This is a genomic window from Candidatus Pelagibacter bacterium nBUS_44, from assembly GCF_051200895.1.
Classification (GTDB): Bacteria; Pseudomonadota; Alphaproteobacteria; order Pelagibacterales; family Pelagibacteraceae; genus Pelagibacter.
In genome coordinates this window covers 1154220-1175756 of record NZ_CP172838.1, presented here as the reverse complement: position 1 = coordinate 1175756, position 21537 = coordinate 1154220, and the positions used below count along the sequence as shown (strand labels likewise).

At 28.5% G+C, this 21537-nt stretch carries 21 protein-coding genes; 12 read left to right on the top strand and 9 right to left on the bottom strand.

What is annotated here, in order from left to right:
* Nucleotide 1: 1 nt before the first annotated feature.
* The gene (locus tag ACIJYB_RS06570; protein ID WP_435150734.1) at nt 2-1045 is read right to left on the bottom strand and encodes a 1,9-bis(guanidino)-5-aza-nonane synthase; all 1044 of its coding nucleotides are present in this window, start codon (nt 1043-1045) and stop codon (nt 2-4) included.
* Complete coding sequence (locus ACIJYB_RS06565; protein ID WP_435150733.1) at nt 1045-2229, bottom strand: type III PLP-dependent enzyme; 1185 nt, start codon at nt 2227-2229, stop codon at nt 1045-1047. Before ACIJYB_RS06565 ends, ACIJYB_RS06570 begins: the two co-directional genes overlap by 1 nt.
* Nucleotides 2230-2375: 146 nt before the next feature.
* On the opposite strand from ACIJYB_RS06565, the gene ACIJYB_RS06560 reads away from it, so the two are divergent.
* Entirely contained in the window at nt 2376-2939 is a 564-nt protein-coding gene (locus ACIJYB_RS06560; protein WP_435150732.1) for an ActR/PrrA/RegA family redox response regulator transcription factor, read from the top strand.
* Here ACIJYB_RS06560 and ACIJYB_RS06555 read toward each other — a convergent pair.
* On the bottom strand, nt 2932-3483 hold the full coding sequence (locus ACIJYB_RS06555) for a biotin transporter BioY (protein WP_435152560.1): 552 nt from the start codon (nt 3481-3483) through the stop codon (nt 2932-2934). The genes ACIJYB_RS06560 and ACIJYB_RS06555 overlap by 8 nt on opposite strands.
* Nucleotides 3484-3598: 115 nt before the next feature.
* Here ACIJYB_RS06555 and polA point away from each other — a divergent pair, with 115 nt between their 5' ends.
* The 7 genes from polA to ACIJYB_RS06520 are packed head-to-tail and all read left to right on the top strand — an operon-like array spanning nt 3599 to nt 12091.
* On the top strand, nt 3599-6373 hold the full coding sequence (polA, locus tag ACIJYB_RS06550; protein WP_435150730.1) for a DNA polymerase I: 2775 nt from the start codon (nt 3599-3601) through the stop codon (nt 6371-6373).
* A 49-nt stretch (nt 6374-6422) separates the two neighbouring features.
* A complete protein-coding gene (locus ACIJYB_RS06545; RefSeq protein WP_435150729.1) occupies nt 6423-7130 on the top strand; it encodes a response regulator transcription factor in 708 nt (235 codons plus the stop codon).
* Nucleotides 7130-8671 carry an ATP-binding protein gene (locus ACIJYB_RS06540; RefSeq protein WP_435150727.1) on the top strand — a complete coding sequence of 514 codons (1542 nt, stop codon included), beginning with the start codon at nt 7130-7132 and terminating at the stop codon, nt 8669-8671. Before ACIJYB_RS06545 ends, ACIJYB_RS06540 begins: the two co-directional genes overlap by 1 nt.
* Nucleotides 8672-8714: 43 nt before the next feature.
* Nucleotides 8715-10001, top strand: coding sequence for an adenosylhomocysteinase (gene ahcY / locus ACIJYB_RS06535; RefSeq protein WP_435150726.1), 1287 nt, complete (start codon nt 8715-8717; stop codon nt 9999-10001).
* Nucleotides 9985-10440 carry a tRNA (adenosine(37)-N6)-threonylcarbamoyltransferase complex ATPase subunit type 1 TsaE gene (gene tsaE / locus ACIJYB_RS06530; protein WP_435150724.1) on the top strand — a complete coding sequence of 152 codons (456 nt, stop codon included), beginning with the start codon at nt 9985-9987 and terminating at the stop codon, nt 10438-10440. The genes ahcY and tsaE overlap by 17 nt, the downstream gene beginning before the upstream one ends.
* A 9-nt stretch (nt 10441-10449) precedes the next feature.
* Entirely contained in the window at nt 10450-11400 is a 951-nt protein-coding gene (locus ACIJYB_RS06525; RefSeq protein ID WP_435150722.1) for a phosphotransferase, read from the top strand.
* A 1-nt stretch (nt 11401) separates the two neighbouring features.
* The gene (locus tag ACIJYB_RS06520) at nt 11402-12091 is read left to right on the top strand and encodes a sugar phosphate nucleotidyltransferase (protein ID WP_435150720.1); all 690 of its coding nucleotides are present in this window, start codon (nt 11402-11404) and stop codon (nt 12089-12091) included.
* On the opposite strand, the gene ACIJYB_RS06515 is transcribed toward ACIJYB_RS06520, so the two are convergent.
* Nucleotides 12069-12782: a 2,3-bisphosphoglycerate-dependent phosphoglycerate mutase gene (locus tag ACIJYB_RS06515; protein ID WP_435150719.1), complete on the bottom strand. Its 714-nt coding sequence runs from the start codon at nt 12780-12782 to the stop codon at nt 12069-12071. The two genes, ACIJYB_RS06520 and ACIJYB_RS06515, sit on opposite strands and share 23 nt — an antisense overlap.
* Nucleotides 12783-13204: 422 nt before the next feature.
* Here ACIJYB_RS06515 and ACIJYB_RS06510 point away from each other — a divergent pair, with 422 nt between their 5' ends.
* Nucleotides 13205-13804 (top strand): lytic transglycosylase, encoded by a 600-nt coding sequence (locus ACIJYB_RS06510; protein WP_435150718.1) that lies wholly within the window; start codon nt 13205-13207, stop codon nt 13802-13804.
* Here the strand turns inward: ACIJYB_RS06510 and ACIJYB_RS06505 are convergent.
* From ACIJYB_RS06505 to msrA, 4 genes are read right to left on the bottom strand one after another with little or no spacing between them, the layout of a single operon-like run.
* A complete protein-coding gene (locus tag ACIJYB_RS06505) occupies nt 13794-16922 on the bottom strand; it encodes an efflux RND transporter permease subunit (RefSeq protein WP_435150716.1) in 3129 nt (1042 codons plus the stop codon). The two genes, ACIJYB_RS06510 and ACIJYB_RS06505, sit on opposite strands and share 11 nt — an antisense overlap.
* 23 nt (nt 16923-16945) lie before the next feature.
* Nucleotides 16946-17869, bottom strand: a complete 924-nt coding sequence (locus ACIJYB_RS06500) for an efflux RND transporter periplasmic adaptor subunit (RefSeq protein WP_435150714.1) — start codon at nt 17867-17869, stop codon at nt 16946-16948.
* Between the two features lie 3 nt (nt 17870-17872).
* Nucleotides 17873-18685: a sulfurtransferase gene (locus ACIJYB_RS06495; RefSeq protein ID WP_435150712.1), complete on the bottom strand. Its 813-nt coding sequence runs from the start codon at nt 18683-18685 to the stop codon at nt 17873-17875.
* Nucleotide 18686: 1 nt separating this feature from the next.
* A complete protein-coding gene (msrA, locus tag ACIJYB_RS06490) occupies nt 18687-19130 on the bottom strand; it encodes a peptide-methionine (S)-S-oxide reductase MsrA (RefSeq protein WP_435150711.1) in 444 nt (147 codons plus the stop codon).
* 35 nt (nt 19131-19165) lie between these two features.
* Here msrA and ACIJYB_RS06485 point away from each other — a divergent pair, with 35 nt between their 5' ends.
* Together ACIJYB_RS06485 and ACIJYB_RS06480 are read left to right on the top strand one after the other, a co-directional pair.
* A complete protein-coding gene (locus ACIJYB_RS06485) occupies nt 19166-20050 on the top strand; it encodes a DMT family transporter (protein ID WP_435150709.1) in 885 nt (294 codons plus the stop codon).
* The gene (locus ACIJYB_RS06480; protein ID WP_435085647.1) at nt 20043-20678 is read left to right on the top strand and encodes a DNA-3-methyladenine glycosylase family protein; all 636 of its coding nucleotides are present in this window, start codon (nt 20043-20045) and stop codon (nt 20676-20678) included. The genes ACIJYB_RS06485 and ACIJYB_RS06480 overlap by 8 nt, the downstream gene beginning before the upstream one ends.
* Here ACIJYB_RS06480 and ACIJYB_RS06475 read toward each other — a convergent pair.
* A complete protein-coding gene (locus tag ACIJYB_RS06475) occupies nt 20665-20961 on the bottom strand; it encodes a DUF1330 domain-containing protein (RefSeq protein WP_435150707.1) in 297 nt (98 codons plus the stop codon). The two genes, ACIJYB_RS06480 and ACIJYB_RS06475, sit on opposite strands and share 14 nt — an antisense overlap.
* A 29-nt stretch (nt 20962-20990) precedes the next feature.
* Between ACIJYB_RS06475 and ACIJYB_RS06470 the strand changes: the two genes are divergently transcribed.
* Nucleotides 20991-21524 (top strand): phosphoribosyltransferase, encoded by a 534-nt coding sequence (locus ACIJYB_RS06470; protein WP_435150706.1) that lies wholly within the window; start codon nt 20991-20993, stop codon nt 21522-21524.
* The last annotated feature ends 13 nt before the right edge of the window (nt 21525-21537 follow it).

Sequence of the window (21537 nt, the reverse complement as noted above, 5' to 3'; positions counted from 1 at the left end):
TTTATTTAAAAATTTTTGTAAAGTTTTTTCTATCTCTATTTTTCCACTCACCTCTATGATAAGCGTCACTTGCAATTAAAGGTAATACGCTTGTTGCTTCTGCAAATACCATTTGTTCTTTTGTAATATCTACTTTACCCCAAGAACTTGCCTCTTTTAAAGTTGAACTACTACAAGCACCATCTCTACTATCTGCTACTGTTATTTGAACTGCATATTTATGCATATCAACCTCTTTACCTAATAATTCAGCACAAATTACGGTATCCTGTATAAAATTTTTTGGAACACCTCCGCCTATCATGAATAGACCTGACCCTTTAGATTTAATTTTAATTTCTGTTAGTTCTCTGAATTCTCTTACAGAGTCTATGGTCATGTGTTGTTTTGGATTTTTTTCTTGATGAATCACCAAACCAAAACCAGCACTTGAATCTGTAAAAGCTGGACAAAAAATTGGCACATTACAATCAAAGGCTGTTTCAATTAAAGAGTCTTTCTTTTTTGAATTTTTCTTTAAATATTTTCCCATTTCATAAATAAATTCTCTAGATGTATAACTTCTTGGTTCTAAAGTATCAGCAATATCACAGATAATTTTATCACACATCTGAAGCTCTTCTTCATCAATGTATGTGTCATATATTCTATCAATATAATTATTTCTAAGTTCCGTATCATCTTGAAATTGTGAGCCTTGATAATGTTTAAATCCAAGTGCCTCAAAAAAATCCATATCTACTATAGAGGCCCCAGTTGCAACAATTGCATCAACCATATTATATTTAACTAAATCTTTATAAATATTCATACATCCAGCAGCTGATGTAGAACCAGCTAAAGTTAAAAATATAGTACAATCTTTATCTTTAAGCATGTCATTATAAATATTTGCGGCATTAGCTGTTTCTCTTGAAACAAAGGACATTTTTTCCATTGAAGAGATTATTTTTCGAGAGTCGAACGAAGTGATATCTATATGCTCAACAGGATTTTTTAAAAAGTCTTTTTTACTATTATGACCTGGGTTTTTATGATCTGACATTAAGCAACTAAAGTAGCTTTGTTAATATCTTTGTCATACATTGTCATGATTGATTTATCTTCAACTTCAAATATTTCATCTGAATAATAACCATTAAACTGAGTTCTAAATGTTAAACCATAAGCACCTAGTTGGCCAAGCTCAATGTAATCATTTTCTTTGATATTATTAGGAAGAAGAAAAGGACCTTTCATATAATCCATGCTATCACATGTTGGACCAAAAAAATCAAAAGCAGTTAATTTTTTTGATATTATTTTATTTGTATTGTCTTTAATCATTTTAGATGGAAATACTATATTAGGAGTTCCTGCATCAAATAGAGTTCCATAAGTACCATCATTTATATAAAGTTTTTGTTTTTTTCTTAGATTAACCCTTACAATTGTAGAACCACTTTCTGCAACCAGGGCTCTTCCTGGTTCACAAATAATTTCAGGTAATCTTTCAAGCTTTAAGTTTTCTAATCCTTTTTTAATTTCATTAAAATAGCTGTCCATAGATTGAGGTATTAAGTCAGGATAAATTGTTGGAAATCCTCCACCAACATTAATGTAATCTGGTAAAATTTTTGTTTTTTTAATTATATTTCCTATTTCATTAATACCTTTTGAGTATGAAATTGGATGCATGCATTGTGAACCAGCATGAAAACTTAGCCCAATTTTTTTTGCATGCTGCTTAACTAATCTTAATAGTCCTGCTGCCTCTGAGTTCAATGCACCAAATTTTTTTGATAAATCTATTTCAGCATGTTCGTTAGAAACTGCAACTCTTACAAATAATTCTAAATCTTTTGCACTGTTTGTACTTTCAATAATTTTTATCAACTCATCTTTAGTATCTAATGAGAATGTTTTAACTCCATAATTAAAATAAGCTTCTTTAATACTTTCTCTACTTTTTACCGTGTGCATATACGAACATTTTACTGTTTGGCTAAAATTTCTAATACTTTTAATTTCTTCTATAGAAGCGACATCAAATTGATCTACACCACCATCTATAATTGTTTGGATTACAGCAGGATGTGGATTTGTTTTTACCGCATATAGAATTTTACCAGGAAAGTTTTTTTTAAAATATGTTACTGCAGAACGAATAGAATTCTTTCTTATACAATAAATCGGTTTTTCAGGTTTCAGCTGATTTATTATCTGTTCAACTGATTTAAATTTTTGCATCAAAAATGCCTCCAAAAAAAATTTAATAAAAAAAAGCTTTTTATTACTAAAAAACTTTAAAATTTCCTCCTGATAAGCCCATAGATTAATAATGTAAAGCAAATAATAGGTCTTGAATTATATTAGCTAATCACCATATTAAGCTAATGAAAGAACAAGTAGTCCTTAAAAATATTAACGATTTTGGGAACAAATCTCTACTTATAGTTGATGATGATAACCCGTTTAGAGAAAGATTGGCTAGAGCAATGGAAAAAAAAGGATTCGAGGTTACTCAAGCTGAAAGTGTACAAAAAGGAGTTGAATCTGTTAAAACTAAGAAACCTGGTTTTGCAGTGGTAGACTTAAGACTTGGAGATGGAAACGGACTAGAGGTTGTAAAAGAAATTCAAGCTACAAATACTGAAAGTAGAATAATTATGCTAACTGGTTATGGAAATATTCCAACCGCAGTTGCCGCGATCAAAGAAGGTGCAATAGATTATTTGGCAAAACCAGCTGATGCTGAAGATGTTGAAATGGCATTACTTGCGGACCCTGCAAAAAAAGCTGCCCCCCCAGAAAATCCGATGTCTGCAGACAGAGTAAAATGGGAGCATATACATAGAGTATTTGAATTATGTAATAGAAATGTTTCTGAAACTGCAAGAAGATTAAAAATGCACAGAAGAACTCTTCAAAGAATTCTTTCTAAAAGATCACCTAGATAAAACTTTTAATTTTTAAAATTTTTTTTGTTAATAAAGCTAAGAGTATAATTTTAAAAATTTCAGCTAATAAAAAAGGTTTAGCTCCTAAAGCAAAAATGGGCTTATCCCACCCTATAAGAGTTCCAAGCCATAATAACCCCAATAAATAGATAGTTGAAGTTGCAATCGTAAGTTTTGCTAAAACTAGTAAAAAATTGTCTTTGCTATTTATCTTTGATGTTAAATAGCTTGCAGTTAAAAAACCAATTAAATATCCCATTGTAGGACCAGTAAAGTAAATTAATCCAACACCTTTTTCGGGAGAGTTGGAGAAAACAGGCAATCCAGCAATTCCCTCAAGCAAATATAGCCCAACACTTGCTAATCCAATTTTATATCCAAGACTTACTCCCAAAAATAAAACTACAAAGGTTTGCATTGTCATTGGCACTGGATAAAAAGGAATCTTAATTTTAGCTGATATAGTTAAAGCTAAAGACCCGAGTATTATTGCAAGCAGTGATTTAATTACTCTAGTTTGTGATATATTTTTAGTAAGCTCCATAAGGTGAAAGATACTATTAAACATTAAAATAATCTAGCTATAATTATTGTTGTTAAGAAAAGTAAATTTTTTATATACAGATTTTATAACCACTGTAATATTTGGCAATATTTTAATGGATAAAATTAAAAAAACAGATCATTTTTACCTTATAGATGGCTCAGGATATATTTTTAGAGCTTATTATGCGTTACCTCCACTAACTAGAAAAAGTGATGGGTTGCCAACAGGTGCAGTTAGTGGTTTTTGTAGTATGCTCTTCAAACTACTTGAAGATTCTAAGTCAGAACAAAATTTACAAAAACCAACTCATTTTGCTGTAATTTTTGACTCAGCTAGAAAAACATTTAGGAACGATATTTATAGTGATTATAAGGCTAATCGATCTGAAGCACCTGATGATTTAGCCCCTCAATTTAAATATATAAGAAAATCTGTTTTAGCTTTTAACCTTCCTTCAGTAGACCTTCTTAATTATGAGGCAGATGATTTAATAGCAACTTATGTTGAAAAAATACTTAAGGTAGGTGCAAAGGTCACAATTGTTTCATCAGATAAAGACTTAATGCAGCTTTATAAAAAAGGTGTTCGTATTTTTGACCCTATGAAAAATAAATTTATTTCAGAAGAAGACATTTTTACTAAGTTTGGAGTAGATGCCTCTAAGGTAATAGACGTTCAATCTCTTGCTGGAGATAGTAGTGACAATGTTCCAGGTGTTCCCGGGATAGGGGTTAAAACAGCGGCTGAATTAATTAATAAATATGGAACTTTAGAAAAACTTCTAAAGTCAGCTGATGAAATAAAACAAAACAAAAGAAGAGAAACATTAATAGAAAATAAAGATAAAGCATTGATCAGTAAAAAACTTGTAACATTGATGCAAGATGTGCCAATTAATAAAGACATAGGTGAGTTTAGATTGAAAGATATAGACAAAGACAAACTTTATTCTTTTTTAAGAGAAATGGAATTTAACCGATTATTAAGTTCTGTTATTTCAGTATATGGTGAACCTAAATTATCTAGTATTCTTGATGATAAAAAAAATTTAGAAAAGCACCAATCAATAAATAATAAAAATTATCATCTAATTACTAGTCCTGATGAAATAGATGAATGGATAAAAGAAGCAGAAGAAGTTGGCGAGGTTGCTGTAGATACAGAAACAAATTCTTTAGATCCGCATCAAGCAGATTTAATCGGCATTTCTCTTTGTTCAAAAGTTGGTAAAGCTTGTTATATCCCCATTGGACACAAATCATCAAAATGTATTAAAAAAGATATTGTTATTAAAAAACTCAAATCTTTACTGGAAGATCCTAGTGTTAAAAAAATAGGTCAAAATATTAAGTTTGATTTTATTGTTTTATACAAACAAGGGATAACAATTTCCTCAATGGAAGATACAATGCTAATGTCTTATGTTTTGGATGCAGGAAAAAACAGACATAACATGGATACATTGTCTGAAATTCATTTAGGTCACAAAACAATTTCTTTTAAAGAAATTGTAGGAACCGGAAAGAAAGAAATTAATTTTAGTGAAGTAGAAGTTGATAAAGCTAAAGATTATGCGGCTGAAGATGCTGATATTACTTTTAGATTGTACAAAAAATTTATCAAAAATTTAAAATTAGAAAAATTAGTAAATATTTATGAAATATTTGAAAAACCAATGATCAAGATACTTGCTTTCATGGAAATGGAGGGAATTGAAGTAAATAGCAAATTTTTGAAATCACTTTCTTTAAAATTTGAAAAAAAAATAAAAAATCTAGAAAAAGAGGTTTTTAAAATGTCAAAAAAAGAATTTAATATTGCATCACCCAAACAATTAGGAGAAATAATCTATAACGATCTTAAGATTGCAGGTTTAAAAAAAACAAAAAAAGGTAGTTTTGCAACAAGTGCAAGTGTTTTAGAGGATTTAGCTTTTAAAGGACATGAATTTCCACAATTAATTTTAGATTGGAGACAAGTATCAAAACTAAAAAATACTTACTCAAATTCTTTGCCCGAACATATAAATCCAAATACAAAAAGAGTACATACTTCATTCTTATTAGCGGCTACTACGACTGGCAGATTGGCATCTAGTGATCCAAATTTACAAAATATTCCAATCAAATCAGAAGATGGTAAAGATATTAGAAAAGCTTTTACCGCCAAAAAAGACCATTTATTAATTTCAGCAGATTATAACCAAATTGAAATGAGAATTTTAGCAGATCTTGCAGATGTTAAAGAACTAAAAAAAGCTTTCAAAAATAATGAAGATATTCATTCATTAACAGCTAGTCAGATTTTCAACATAAGTATTAAACAAGTAAATCAAGATCATCGAAGAAAAGCCAAAGCAATTAATTTTGGAATTATTTATGGAATTTCACAGTATGGTTTAGCAAAGCAGATTAATGTTTCAAATTACGAAGCTGAAGAATTTCTAAATGCATACTTTGCTAAATTTCCAGAGATAAAAGTTTATATGGATAGTACAATTAAGTTTTGTAGAAAAAGTGGTTATGTGAATAATATTTTTGGAAGACGATCTCATTTTAACGGAATTAATGATAAAAATTTTAACGTTAGAAATTTTCAAGAACGAGCTGCAATTAATGCTCCCATACAAGGCTCAGCATCAGAAATTATGCGTTTAGCAATGATAAGGTTGAATAAGAAACTATTAGAACAAAAAAAAATAAAATCGAAAATGTTATTACAAATTCATGATGAATTAATATTTGAGGTACCAATAAAAGATGAAAAAACAATGGTTAAATTAATCAAAGAAGAAATGACTAGCGTTACAAAAAGTGATTATCACTCATTTTCCATACCATTAACTGTTGATGTAAATGTTGGAGATAATTGGGGATTACTTCATTAATTTTATTAGATTGCCCAATTTAGAACAATTTAGTATTTCTATATAGGTAATGCATAAACAAACTATAGCTCTAATAGATGATGATAGAAACATCCTAACTAGTTTAAGTATAGCTTTAGAAAAAGAGGGTTATAAAGTTCAAACTTATATAGATGGAGAAAGTGCTTTAATTGGTTTAACTAGAACTCCACCTGACTTAGCAGTAGTTGATATAAAGATGCCTAAAATGGATGGAGAAGAATTGCTCAAGAAACTTAGAAAAAAAACATCTCTTCCTGTAATTTTTTTGACCTCTAAAGATGATGAAATTGATGAACTGTTAGGATTAAAATTAGGAGCTGATGACTTTGTTAAAAAATCAGGAGGTTTTTCAATTAAAGTTCTTGTTGAGAGAATTAGAGTTCAATTGAGAAAAAAAGACTCCAATACCACATTAGAAGAAAATAAAAGTTTAATTACACATGGAAGACTAAAATTGGACCCATCTCAACTTGAATGTGAATGGAACAATAAACAATTACCAGATAAATTAACTACAACAGAATTTTTAATTGTTAAAGAGCTAGCAAAAAGACCTGGAATTATTAAAGAAAGAGCACAATTAATGGATATTGCTTATAGAGAAGACACCGATATCGAGGACAGAACTATAGACAGTCATGTTAAAAGAATTCGTAAGAAATTTAAAAAAGTTGATCCTGATTTTTCAGCTATTGAAACTAGATATGGTAGTGGATATAGATGGAATGTTAGCTGATGTTTAGTAAATACCTAAAAAAAATATCTATATTAAAAAAATTTTTATTTATAAATTTTATAATTTTTACCATTATTGGGTTATTTACTTTTATTTATTTAAGTAATGTTCAACCAAATTTGATCAAAAAGAAATCTATAAAACATATAAATGTTATTAATAATACAATTAATACTCTTATAAGACTGGATATAAAATTTGACGTTTATGATATTAGAAAGTTTTTATTTTCGACTAGATTTATATTTCAAAATCTAGATAGAGTTATTTTTTTTGATAATAATTTAAATCTTATTGGAGATACAGATACATTGGATTTAGACCCAAGGTCTTTTTCAACAAGATTAGATGAAATTGAATTTGAGAGCTTAAACAATGATGAAGAAAATCAAAATGATGAAAATGAAAATTTAAGTTTGGTTGAAACTAAATCCTTGTCTTTTGAAAATATCTTAAATGAATATTTAAATTCTGACGAGTATGGAAATTCTTATACATTTACACAGGAGGACCTAAATCAATTTAAATTAATTACAATCAGAAATGTAATTAAAGACGGATCAAACGTTGGATTTATTGCCATTACAGAAAATGCTATTGAAATAAGAACAGCAACAAATGAAAGAAAAGCATTTGTAATTAGAACGGCAATTGCAGTTGGTTTTGTCATTCTAATTTTTTCTTTTGTTTTAAGTAGATATTTTATTAAACCTATTCAAAATCTAGTAAGTTATACAAAAGTTATTAAAGAAAAAAGTCAGACAAAAACAAATATTGAAAGTCTAAAGGGTCGTAATGATGAATTAGGTCTTCTATCAAACTCATTGGATGATATGACAAATGAACTTCAGAAAAGAGTTGCTCATGCTGAAAATTTTTCAACAGATTTAGTACATGAAATCAGAAACCCACTAGCATCTTTAAAAAGTGCTTCTGAAATACTTCAAGATACAGATAATTCAGAACAAAGAATAAAATTACTAAATATTCTAAGTCATGATGTTTTAAGAATTGAAAGATTGATAACAGATTATTCTCAAATGTTAAAAGATGAAGTTGCTCTCAGCAAAGAAAAAATGAAAGAAATCAATATAGAGCCAATAATTAAATCTGTTGTTGATGATTATAATAACATTCAAAAAGTTAAAAAAAATATTAAGATCAATTATGAAAATGATGATAAGAAAAAATATATTATCAAAGGTATAGAAAATAGAATTGAGCAAATAATTGCTAATTTGTTAGATAATTCAATTTCATTTTGCAAAGAAGGAGGAAATATTTTTGTAAATGTGGCAACCACTTTAGATAAGTTTGTTATAGTCAAAGTTACTGATGAAGGACAAGGATTTAAAGAGAAAGATACAGCTAAAATATTTAAAAGATTTTATAGTAATAGACCAGATAAGTTTGGTGAGCACTCAGGTTTGGGATTAAACATTGTCAAAAATTTAGTTGATCTTCATGAGGGCAAAATTTTAGCATCTAATCGACTTGATAGAGATGGTGCAATAGTAGAAATAAGGTTTCCAAGCGTCTAATCTAAACTTGATTAATTCATTGTTAACTGTATAAAACATTTCCATGGAAGATTTTAAAGTTAAAGACATATCGTCAGCTGAATTTGGTAGAAAAGAAATTTCGATAGCTGAAAGTGAAATGCCAGGATTAATGGCTCTTAGAGAGGAATATTCTAAAACCAAACCCTTAAAAGGTGCAAGAATTATCGGTTGTTTGCATATGACAATTCAAACAGCTGTTTTAATAGAAACATTGGTTGATTTAGGAGCTGATGTTAGATGGTCATCATGTAATATATTTTCAACTCAAGACCATGCAGCTGCTGCGATTGCAAAAGCTGGAATACCTGTTTTTGCCTGGAAAGGAGAAACAGAAGAAGAATACCTTTGGTGCATCAAACAAACTATTGTTGGTAAGTCTGATTGGAAACCAAATATGCTATTAGATGATGGTGGTGATTTAACTTCAATCATGCACAATGAATACAAAGATTTAATGAAAGATATAAAAGGAGTTTCGGAAGAAACTACCACTGGAATAAAAGCTTTAAATAAAATGGAAAAAGATGAATCTCTTTTGATCCCTGCAATTAATGTGAATGACTCTGTCACAAAATCTAAATTTGATAACTTATATGGCTGCAGAGAAAGTTTAGTAGATGGTATTAGAAGAGCAACTGATGTCATGATGTCAGGAAAGATTGCGATCGTTGCAGGTTTTGGAGACGTAGGCAAAGGAAGTGCAGCATCGTTAAGACAAAGCGGAGCAAGAGTTCTAGTTACAGAGGCAGACCCAATTTGCGCACTACAGGCAGCAATGGAGGGTTATGAAGTAGTATTGATGGAAGAGGCTGTTAGTAGAGCAGATATAGTCGTTACAGCTACAGGAAATAAAGATATTGTTACAGCTGATCACATGAGAGATATGAAAGACAGGGCGATTTTGTGCAACATTGGTCATTTTGATAATGAAATTCAGGTTGAGGCTTTGAAAAATTATAAATGGAGCGAAGTGAAACCCCAGGTTCATGAAATAGAATTACCAAGTAAAAAAAGAATTATTCTTTTAGCGGAGGGAAGGTTAGTTAATTTAGGATGTGCAACAGGACACCCAAGTTTTGTAATGAGTGCGTCATTTACAAATCAAGTAATTGCACAGATTGAACTTTGGAATAACTATAAAGATTATAAAAATAAAGTTTACGTACTTCCAAAACATTTAGATGAAAAAGTTGCAACTCTTCATCTGAAAAAAGTTGGTGCTAAGCTTACTAAACTATCCAAAGAACAAGCAGATTACATAAGTGTTGGGACTGAGGGTCCTTTCAAACCAGATGCCTATCGCTATTAAAAATAGCATAATAGATATATCTTCAGAAGAGACGACCAAAGAATTAGCTAATGATTTTTCAAACTATCTAAAAGGTGGGGAAGTAATTTTTTTGTACGGAGAAATGGGAGTTGGAAAAACTACTTTTGTAAAATATTTAATTAATCAATTTCAAACAAAAAAAAATTTAATAATTTCTGAAGTAACAAGTCCAACTTTTAATTTACTGAATGAGTATGAGGCAGATAATTTAGTGATTAAACACTATGATTTATTTAGATTAAAAGATGAGTCTGAAGTTAAAAATTTAGATCTATTTGATAAAAATCAAAATACGATAACACTCATTGAGTGGCCCGAATTGATAAAAAAAGAAAACTTTAAAAAGAAAATAGATTTAATATTTAATTATGAAAATGAATTAAATAATAGATCTGTTAAAATTGATGGTTTAGATTAAACTTTTAATATGAAATTTTCAAAAGATTTTAAGGAAATAAAAGGAGACGCATCTTTTAGAAAATTTTATAGAAACACCAAAAAAAATTCAATTATTGTATTTGCAAATAAAGAAAAAACTAAAAATTTATTAATTTATGACTCAATTAATAAAATCTTAATCAAAAATAATATAATTGCCCCTCAACTATTAAGTCAAAATTATAAAAAAAATTATATTGAAATACAAGATTTGGGAAAAAAAACAATTTATCAAATATTTTCAAAATATAAAAAAAATCAATATCCGATATTTAAAAAAGCAATTAATGTTTTAAATAAGATTCAGTTAGTTAAAGATATAAAAATCAAAAATTTCAGAAACGAATTTTATCTGATTAAAGATTATAAAAATAAAATCTTATTAGATGAGACAAAGTTATTTAACCATTGGTATGTTCCAAAAAAATTAGATAAAAAAAAAGTTAATATATTTAACACCAAATTTGATAAAGAAATTAAGCTATTATTATCAAAATTACATTTCAAAAATGATACTTTTGTTCATAGAGATTTTCATGTTTCAAACTTAATCATAAACTCCAAAAATCAAATCGGATTAATTGATAATCAAGATGCTCTTATTGGAAACAAGGCCTATGATCTAGCTTCTTTAATAGATGATGTTAGATATAAAACATCTAATTCACTTAAAGAAAAGGTTTATAATTATTATTTAATGACCAATAAAAAAATTAATGCAGATAAATTTAAGAATGACTATGATATTTTATCTGTTCTTCGAAATTTAAAAATTATTGGAATATTCATGAGACTGGCAGAAAGAGATAAAAAAAGAAAATATTTAAAGCTTATCCCGTATGCATGGAAGATGATTGATAACAGGATAAGTAAAAATAAAGACTTAGTTAATTTGAAGCTGTTATTAGAAACGAATTTCCCTAAATTTATAACAAAGTAAAATGAGAATTAATACAGCATTTATTTTATGTGCAGGATTTGGAAAAAGATTAAATCCCATAACACTAGATACACCTAAACCTTTGATCAAATTTAAAAATATTTCAGTTCTTGAAACTTGCATTAATCTAATTGAAAGTTTGGGTATACAACAAATTATTTTAAATACTTTTTATTTAAAAGATCAAATTCATAATTTTATAAATCATAAAAAATTTAAATCTAAAATTATAATTATTGAAGATGGAGAGAATATTCTTGATACAGGTGGTGGTATAAACAATATGATGAAACACACAATTGAGAATAATATTTTAATATTTAATCCAGACACAATATGGAAAAAAGATTATTCAAAAGAAATTATTGAGATGGAAAAGATGTTTTTTTTTAAAAAATTAAAAAATATTCTTTTATTAGTAAAAAAAGAATTAAGTTTTGATAATAATTTGAATGGTGATTTTGATCTTAAAGATAATTTAATTATAAAAAATAATAATAAAAAATTTATTTATACAGGATGCCAAATAATAAATAAAAAATTTCTTTCTAACTATAAATTTAAAAATTTTTCAATAACAAATGCATGGAATGATCTAATTAAGAAAAAAGAATTATATGGATTTGAGAGTAGTAATGAGTTTTATCATTTAACAGATCTTGAAACTTTTAAAAAACTACAAGATCTTTAGACCTTTCACTATCTAAGTATTTACAATCAGTAATTTTCCTCTCTTTGTCTAAATTTATTAACAATGGATTTCCAGTTGGGATCTCTAATTTTGATATTTGATTTTCATCTAATTTAAATAAGTATTTACATAATGCTCTAATCGAATTTCCATGTGCAGAAATTAAAATATTATTATCAGAAATCTCAATTTCAATTTCTTGTTTATAAAACTCTAATACTCTTTCATAAGTATCTTTAAGAGACTCTGTGTCAGGAATTTTATTAATTGGTATTTTTTTGTAGGTATCAATATTTAGAGGATGGTAAGGATTGTTTTTATCTAATGGATCCGGTCGCAAATCCCACGAACGTCTAAATTGATGAACTTTTTCTTCACCAAGTTTTACTTTCATTTCTTCTTTGTTTAAACCTGTGAGCGCCCCATAATGTCTTTCATTCAATTGCCAGGCCTCTTTTGAAAGTTTTTTATCATCTAAAACTTCCTTTATTAAATTTAATGTATTTTTTGCTCTCAATTGAAAAGATGAATAATAAATATTAATATTAATATTGTTTGATTTTATTAGCACACCAGCTTTTTTAGCCTCTGATTTACCATTTTCAGTTAAATCGACGTCAACCCATCCTGTAAATTTCTTCTCAAGATTCCATACACTTTGACCATGCCTTACTAAAATTAAATAACTCATTTGTTAATCTTTTAATTTAATTTATTAAATATAAACATACAATTCTATGATTATTTTTTTTTCAAAATATAAATTTATTTTTTTTCTATCTAATTTTATTTTAATAGTTTTGTATTTATTTCCAGGTAGTTTGTTAGGCTGCTTTCTTTATGATGATTGTTATTTACAACCTCAATTAACAGTAGATTTTTTAGTTTCTACAAACCACTTATATGCTTTTAGCTTAATAACTATACTTAACATTTTAACATATAAAAATCCAAACATCTTTAATTATTTAAATATATATCTGATATTACTTTCTATAATTTTGGAAATATTACATATATTTATTCCAATGAGAAGTTTTGAATTTTCTGATTTATTTGGAAATTTACTTGGGGTAATAATTGTTTTAATGATTAATTTTTTTTATCAAAAATATGAAAATTCTAAAAATTAATTCATTATTAATATTATTGTTTTTTATTTCAGCTTGTTCTTCGATACCATCAAATACTTCCAATAGTTGTTCAATATTTAATGAAAGATATTTGTGGTTTAAACATGCAAATAAATCAGAAAAAAGATGGGGAACACCTGTTTATTTGCAGATTGCTATAATTAAAATGGAGTCAGATTTTGACTGGCTTGCAAAACCCCCTAGGCAAAAACTTTTTAAAGTCATTCCTTACAAAAGGCCTTCAAGTTCATTTGGATATTCTCAAGCTGTTAATGGTACATGGGAACAATATAAGAAAGAAACAGGAAATAAGCTTGCTGTTAGAACTAGGTTTAAGGATAGTGTTGATTTTATTGGTTGGTACACTAATAAATCTAGCATTATTTTGAAAATTTCTAAAACTGATGCATTTAAGCAATATGTAGCTTATCATGAAGGGTGGGGAAATTATAAAAATTATAAAAATAATAAAAAAGTAATTAATTTAGCTAAGAGAGTAGAGAAACAATCTCATATTTACAAAAAACAATTACTAGAGTGTCAAAGTAAATTTAATAAGAATAAATATATTATTTTTTAGACAATTGTTTTTTTAGCTCAATGTCAACAACATCAATTCTTTTACTATTTTTTGCAAGAGTTAAGTACATCGTTGGGGTCACATAAAGAGTAAAGAATGTTGATATTATCATTCCACCAAGTATTGTTGCTCCAACAGCCAATCTAGAGGCTTCACCTGCGCCTGGTCCAATGTTTCCAATAACCAAAGGTAGCATTGCTATCATAGTACTTATAGATGTCATCATAATTGGTCTAAATCTTAACTCACAAGCTTCTTTGACTGAGGCTTGTATTTCTTTTCCAGTGGTTCTAATTTGATTTGCATAATCAACAATAAGAATACTATTTTTAGTTGATATACCAATTAAAATTACCAAAGCGATTTGAGAAAAAATATTTATCGAACTATTTAAAAATAAAATAAATACCAGTCCTCCAAAAACAGCTAATGGGACTGTAAGCATAATGATAAATGGGTGGATAAAAGAGTTAAATGTTGCTGCCATCACTAAATAAGCAGTCAATAGTCCAAGAGCAAAGATTATATAGAGCTCATTTGTTGTTTCTTTAACCTCCTCAGACTCACCTTTCCAAGTAATTTGATTGTTAGGTGCAACCTCGGCCATAATATTTTCCAGATACTCAATTGCTTCAAATAATGAGTAATCGGGATTTACATTTGCAGAAATTGTTACTGCTCTTTGTCTATCATATCTTGCTAGTACTTTTGCAGACCCTTCTTCTTTTAAATCAACTAAGTTTGATAGTGAGATCAATTCTCCAGTTATGCTGGATCTTACAAATAGTTTGCTTAAACTATCTTTATCTTTTCTATCAAAGAGATATTGTTGAAGAATAATTGGATATTCTTTACCTAATTTATTAAATGTAGTAACTCTTTTACCGCCATATAAAGTTTCTAATGTTTGACCAATAGATCTAGTGGATATTCCTAAATCTTTTGCTTTATTTTTATTGATAACTAATTTTACTTCAGGTTTATTTCTATTATAATCTGACTCAATTCTTGATAATCCCCTATTTCTTCTTAGCTTATTTATAACTTCTTTTTGAATATCTTCTAATTCTTCATAAGTAGCTCCTAAAATTACCATTTGAACTGGTTTATTATAATTGGAAACTCTTATCCCTTGAGGTGAGATTGGAAAAGCTAGAGTTTGAGGTACAGTTACTATCTTACCTATAGCTTGTCTCATGATTGTCAAAGCATCTTTATCTCGTTTTTTCCAATCATCCAGTAAAGCAATAATAATAAAACTATTAAATGAATTTGCAGAGCTTCCAAAGCCTGGAACTCTCATTATGAATCTATTATAAGGACTATCTTCAGCCTGTAGCAATGGAAGCAATCTCTTTTCTACATCTTGAGCTCTTTGTTGCGTATAATCAAACGAACTTCCTTCATCAGTAAAACCAATAACCAAATAAACACCTCTATCTTCTTTTGGAAGAAGCTCTTTAGTAGTGTACATAAATAAGGCTACAGACCCAGCTATGATCAAAAAAATAAAAGTTATTATGGTTTTCTTTTTATTGATCCAGAAGTTCAATGTTTCTTTATAAAAGTTAGAAAAACTCTGAAAAAAAACGTTAAATTTTTTTACAAAAAATCCACTATTAGATTTTTTTTTCAAAAATTTACTTGCAAGCATTGGTGATAAAGTCAAAGCAACAAATGAGGAAACGACAATAGAAAAAGATAAAGCTATAGCAGTTTCTCTAAATAAAGTTCCAGATATTCCTTTAATAAATATTAATGGAATAAAAACAGCAAGCAGAATTAAAGTTGTAGCAACAATTGCAAAGGTAATTTGTTTTGAACCGTTGTAAGCAGCAACCAATGGATTTTCTCCATTTTCTATTTTTCTGTAAATAGCATCAGTCATGATGACTGAGTCATCAGTTATGATTCCAATTGCAAGTATAAAGCTCAGTAAAACAAAGATATTAATAGAAAGATCAAATAGATAAATTCCAAGAAAAGATGCAATTAAACTTACAGGTAATGCAACAGCAGGAACGATCACTGCTTTAATATTACCCAAAAATAAATAAATTATTATCACAACCAAAATAAATGCTATTGCTAAAGTTTTATACACTTCATTAATTGCTGCATTTACATATGTGGCTCTATTAAATGAAACTTCTAACTTTAAACCTTCAGGTAATGTCTTTCTTACTTCAATAATTTTTTTTTGTATTTCTTTTGAAAGTTCAACTGTTGAGGCACCACTTTTTGCATAAATTCCAATACCAACTGTTTTTTGATTTAAATTATTTTTACTTTGTGCTTTAAATAATGTTTTTTCAGAAACAGGGCCTAATTCTACATTTGCAACATCTGACAATCTTACAATTTTATTTTTTGTTCTTTTAATAGGTAAAAATTTTAATTCATCAATATTAGTATAAGATTTATCTAAATTAATTGTTAAATCTATATTATCTGCTTCCAAAGTCCCAGCAGGCAAACTTACATTTTCATTTCTAAGAGCATTTTCTACCTCTTGAATAGTCATATCATTTGCAGCTAATTTGATAGGGTCAATCCAAACTCTAACACTAAGCTCTCTAAGTCCTCCTAATAGAATTCTTCCAACATTTTTTACACTTGAAAAAGAGTCGACCAAATATCTATCTGCATAATCACCAAGCTCTAAATCTGACCAGGTTGAAGATGAAACAGAAAGCCACATTGTTGTGGTAAAACCAGCTGCCTGTTTTAATATTTGTGGAGCATCCGCTTCAGAAGGAAGATTGTCGACTACCCTAGCCACTCTTTCTCTTATATCATTTGCAGCATCATCAAGCTCAATATCAGTATCAAATTCTATGTTGATACTACTTCTTCCATTTTCAGATTTAGAGTCAATGTTTTTGATTCCTTCAGCTCCTCCAATTACATCTTCGATTACTTGGGTTATTTCCTGATCTATTATTGGAGCTGATGCAGATTTATAATCGACTTTAACTTGTACTACAGGTGGCTGTAAACCATTAGGCAATTCTCTTACTGGTACCTCAGAATAAACAAATAGACCAAACACAATAAGTATTAAAGATAGTACCCAAGCTACAACTGGTCTTCTAATGCTAACTTCAGTTATATACATTTAATCGCTTATCACTTATTATTTTACTCTTTAGTTGATTTGTCTTTTTTACCCCAACCTGATGAATTTTGTTTTGAGCCATATTTAATTGGTTTAATCTTGCCATTAGGTCTTGTTTTTTTTAAACCTTCAGCAACAACCGTATCACCATCTTCAAGACCAGATTTGATTTCTACAATTCCTTTTTTTCTTAAGCCAATTTCTACAGGTACTTTTTTTACAGTATTTTCTTTATCTACCTTATACACATAAACATTATCACCTTCCATTATCAGGCTAGTATCAAGAATACTTAACGAATTTCTTTCATTATAATTAATAGAGATTTCTAATAATGATCCAGATAAAAGTTCATTGTTAGGGTTATTCAGTTTAATTCTTACTGGTAGAGATCTTTTATTTGTATCAATTCTACTTGCAGTAGACTGTACAGTTCCAGAATATTTTTTAAGAGCATTGCCAGAAAATTTTATATCTACTGTTTGACCTTTTTTTACAAAAGGTGCAAAAGTTTCTGGTATATCGACATCAACAAATAGAACTGATGTATCCTCTAAATTTAATATAATTGAGCTTTGCGATACATCTATATCGTTTGAAAAATCTCGTTTACCAATAATTCCATCAAAAGGAGTAGTTATGTTTCTATTCTTTAATTTTGCGATTACATCTCCTGTTTTAACTTTTGTATTAAATTTAATGGGTTCTAATATTTCATATTTTTCAATATTAAAGGATTTAATTTGCACAGGAACAGCAGTACCAAATGTTTCGATAGTGTTTTGAAATAATTTTTGTTCAACTACTTTAACGATTATTCCTGGAGGAGGTCTTTTACTAAATTTTTTTTGAAAATGATTACCAATCATTGTTCTAGCAATAATTACGGCCGCAATGATAAAAAAGAAAATTAGTACTATGGATGTAATTTTTGTTGATCTTTTCATATTTTAACTTTTTCCATACTCAGACCATGAGCCATCGTATATTGTGGGCATATATTTATCATTTATTAATGAATATGCTAGTGTCAATACACTCGCAGTTACACCTGAACCACATGAAAATACCACATTTTTATTAGGGTCAAAATTAATGGACTTAAATTTTTCTATTATTTTTTCTTTACTAACAAATGTATGATCCTCATTAATTAATTCTCCAAAAGGTAAGCAGAAGGAATTTTTTATTGATCCACTTCTCAATCCTTTCCTTGGTTCAGCAACTTTTCCTATAAACCTTTCTTTGCTTCTCGCATCAACAACATTAAATTTATTAGTAGAAATATTTTCATCTATTTCTTTTTTATTTTTCACTAAATCTCTTTTTTCAAAAGCTTTATAGTTTGAGTCTTTAATAGAGATTGAATTATTATCTACTGATCTATTTTCTATTTTCCATTTTTTAAATCCACCATCTAATACATGAACCAAATTTGGATTATGACCAAAGTAAATTAAATTATACCAACATCTACAAGAACTAATTACATCTGAATTATCATAAATTACTATTTCATCACTATTATTTATTCCCAATTCACTCATGATTTTTTCCCATGAATTAAGGTCAGTTAACATATGAGGTAAATCTGTATCCTGCTTTGAGTTTTTGTCTAAATCAAAAAAAATAGCATTTGTAATATGCTCTTTTTGATACTCATCAAAACCATTCCTTTTAGTTTGGGGCATATGCCAAGAACAATCGATTATTTTTACTTTGTTAATATTTTTCTCTAGCCAATTTGTGTTTATCAAGGACATTTTATCTCTTTTCTAAATATTTTTGATGATATTCTTCTGCTGGACAATAATTTTTAACTAAAGAAATTTTAGTCACAATCTTTTTTGAAAATTTAATATTTTCTTCATTAGTAATTTTTTCTGCAATTTGTTTTTGCTGTTCATTTAAATAAAAAATTTCACTTCTGTATTGGGTTCCAAAATCTGGTCCTTGAGAGTTGAGTGTTGTAGGATCATGTATTTCATAAAAAAACTTAATAATTTTTTCATAAGAAATTATTTCAGGGTCAAATTCTAACTTTACTACTTCGGCATGATTTGTTGATCCTGTGCAAACTTCTTTATAATCAGTTTCGCTACTGTTGCCCCCGCAATAACCTACTTCAGTCTTTAGAACACCGTCAAGTTTACTAAATTTTACTTCTGGTCCCCAAAAACATCCCAGTGCTAAAATTGCTATTTCCATTGCTTATCCTTTAAATTAATCTACAAATTATTCGGATGCTTACTAAAAATCAATTAGGCTTTTTGTACATGTTTATGTCAGTATGTGCATTTTCTTTTATGGATTTAATAGTCAAATGGTCAGAGGATTACCCTCTAGGCCAAGTACTGTTCTTTAGGGGATTTTTTGGTGTAGTTATTTATTTTTTTATTATGCCTAGAGATAGGATAATAAATTTTTACTATACTAAGAGAGCAAGATTACATTTTTTAAGATGCATATTTGGGTTGATAGCTTTAATTGCAATATTTATTGCATTAAGAAAACTGCCACTAGCTACAGTGGTTAGTATTTCTTTTGCTGCACCTATATTTACCACTATCTTCTCAATATTCTTATTGAATGAAAAAGTAGGATTTTACAGATGGCTTGCCGTATCAATTGGTTTTATAGGAATCATCGTTATAACGGAACCTGGTTTTGATGATCTAAACATATATTATTTTTTTCCAATTATTTTCTGTCTAGGTTTATCCTACGTCGCTATTACAATTAGACAACTATCTACAACTGAACCGGTTTGGCTTATAGCTTTAAATTTTTCAATAGTTATTACCTTGGTAAGTTTATTTACAATTCCATTTGGTTGGGTAATGCCCAATATTCAAGATTTAATTTTATTATGCATGATCGGATTTTTGGGAGGTTTTGCAAATTTATGGCTCAGTCAATCCTTCAAATTATCTGAAGTGTCTCTTGTGTCTCCATTAAAATATTTAGCATTAGTTTTTGGAATATTCTTTGGATATTTAATTTGGGATGAGATTCCTACAATAAGAACATTATTAGGTGCATTGTTAGTTATTGCCTCGTCTTTGATTATTCTTAGAAGAGAAATTTATCACAAAAAAGAAATACCATCAAATGTCAGGCATGAGTAAAATACCAAAATATTGGTCAAGAGCAAAAAAAAATCTATCTAACAAAGATAAAGTAATGGGAGCTTTGATTAAAAAATACAAATCTCCTACTGAAAAAATTCTTACGACAAGAAAAGATATTTTCTTTTCTTTATGCAAAAGTATTGTTGGTCAGCAAATTAGCGTTGCCGCTGCTAATTCAGTTTTCTTAAGATTTAAAAAAAAATGTAACAATAAAATTAATGCAAAAGTAGTAAGTGATTTATCATTTATACAATTAAAGTCTTGTGGGTTAAGCAAACAAAAAGTAAAAGGAATTCAAAGTTTGGCTAAACAAATTTTAGATAAAACTTTTAATCCAAGACTAATATCTAAAATGTCAGATGAGGAGGCGATTTTATATCTTTCACAGTTAAGACAAATTGGCAGATGGTCTGCAGAAATGATTTTATTATTCACATATAATCGTTCAAATATTTGGCCAATCCAAGATATTGGTTTACTTAGAGCAATCTCTAAAAATTATAATAAAAATTATTTGCCTCCAGAAAGATTTGTTAGCTTATTAAAAAAAAGATTTTCACCTTACTGTTCGGTTGCAACGTGGTATTTATGGAGAAGTATAGATCCTGAACCTATTCAGTACTAAATCCCTCTATTACCTGCATATGTCTAACAGTTGTATCTTTAGCAATATCCCATCCAGCCAAATATTCTTTACTATTGTGGCATTCTATAGCTTTTTCATAGCTTGGAAACTCCCATACAACTGTTCTTACAAAATCATCGCCTTCAAATGTTTCGTGTTTTCCACCTCTCACAAGCGGCACTCCCCCAAAGCTTTTAATTATTGGCGTCACAACTTCTACATATTTTTTTAAATTGTCTTGATTTTCAACTTTTAAGTATAAACTGATCCAATAGCTTTTCATGATTTCTCCCTTTTTAAAATATTTTAGTTATGATAATAAAATTTATGGCAGATAAATTAATTATCACTTTTGATGAGTATAACAAAATTGTTGAGAAATTAGCAATTGAGATACACAAGAAATATAAGCCCACAGTTTTAGTAGGAATAATGAGAGGTGCTGCACCAATATTAGATATCCTCTCAAGAATTTTAAAATTACCAATAGCGTACATTGTTATCCAAAGTTATTCAGGAGAAGGTATGGAGGATAAACAAGGACAATTAATGTTTGCAAGGGAAATTAGCTCTTTAGCAGAGAACAAGGACTATAACAAAGTACTTTTGGTTGATGATCTTTCAGACACAGGTTTAACTTTAAATAAAAGTATAGAATGGTTAAAAAATTATAGTCCAACTAAAGATTATATTAAAGAAGTTAAAACAGCTTGTTTATGGAAAAAGAAATCTTCAACTTTTGAACCAGACTTTTGTCCAGTAAGATTGGATACAGACCCATGGATTGTTCAACCAACTGAACATTATGAAGAATTATCTATCGAAGAAATTATTAAAAGAAATTAAATCATAGGGCTAG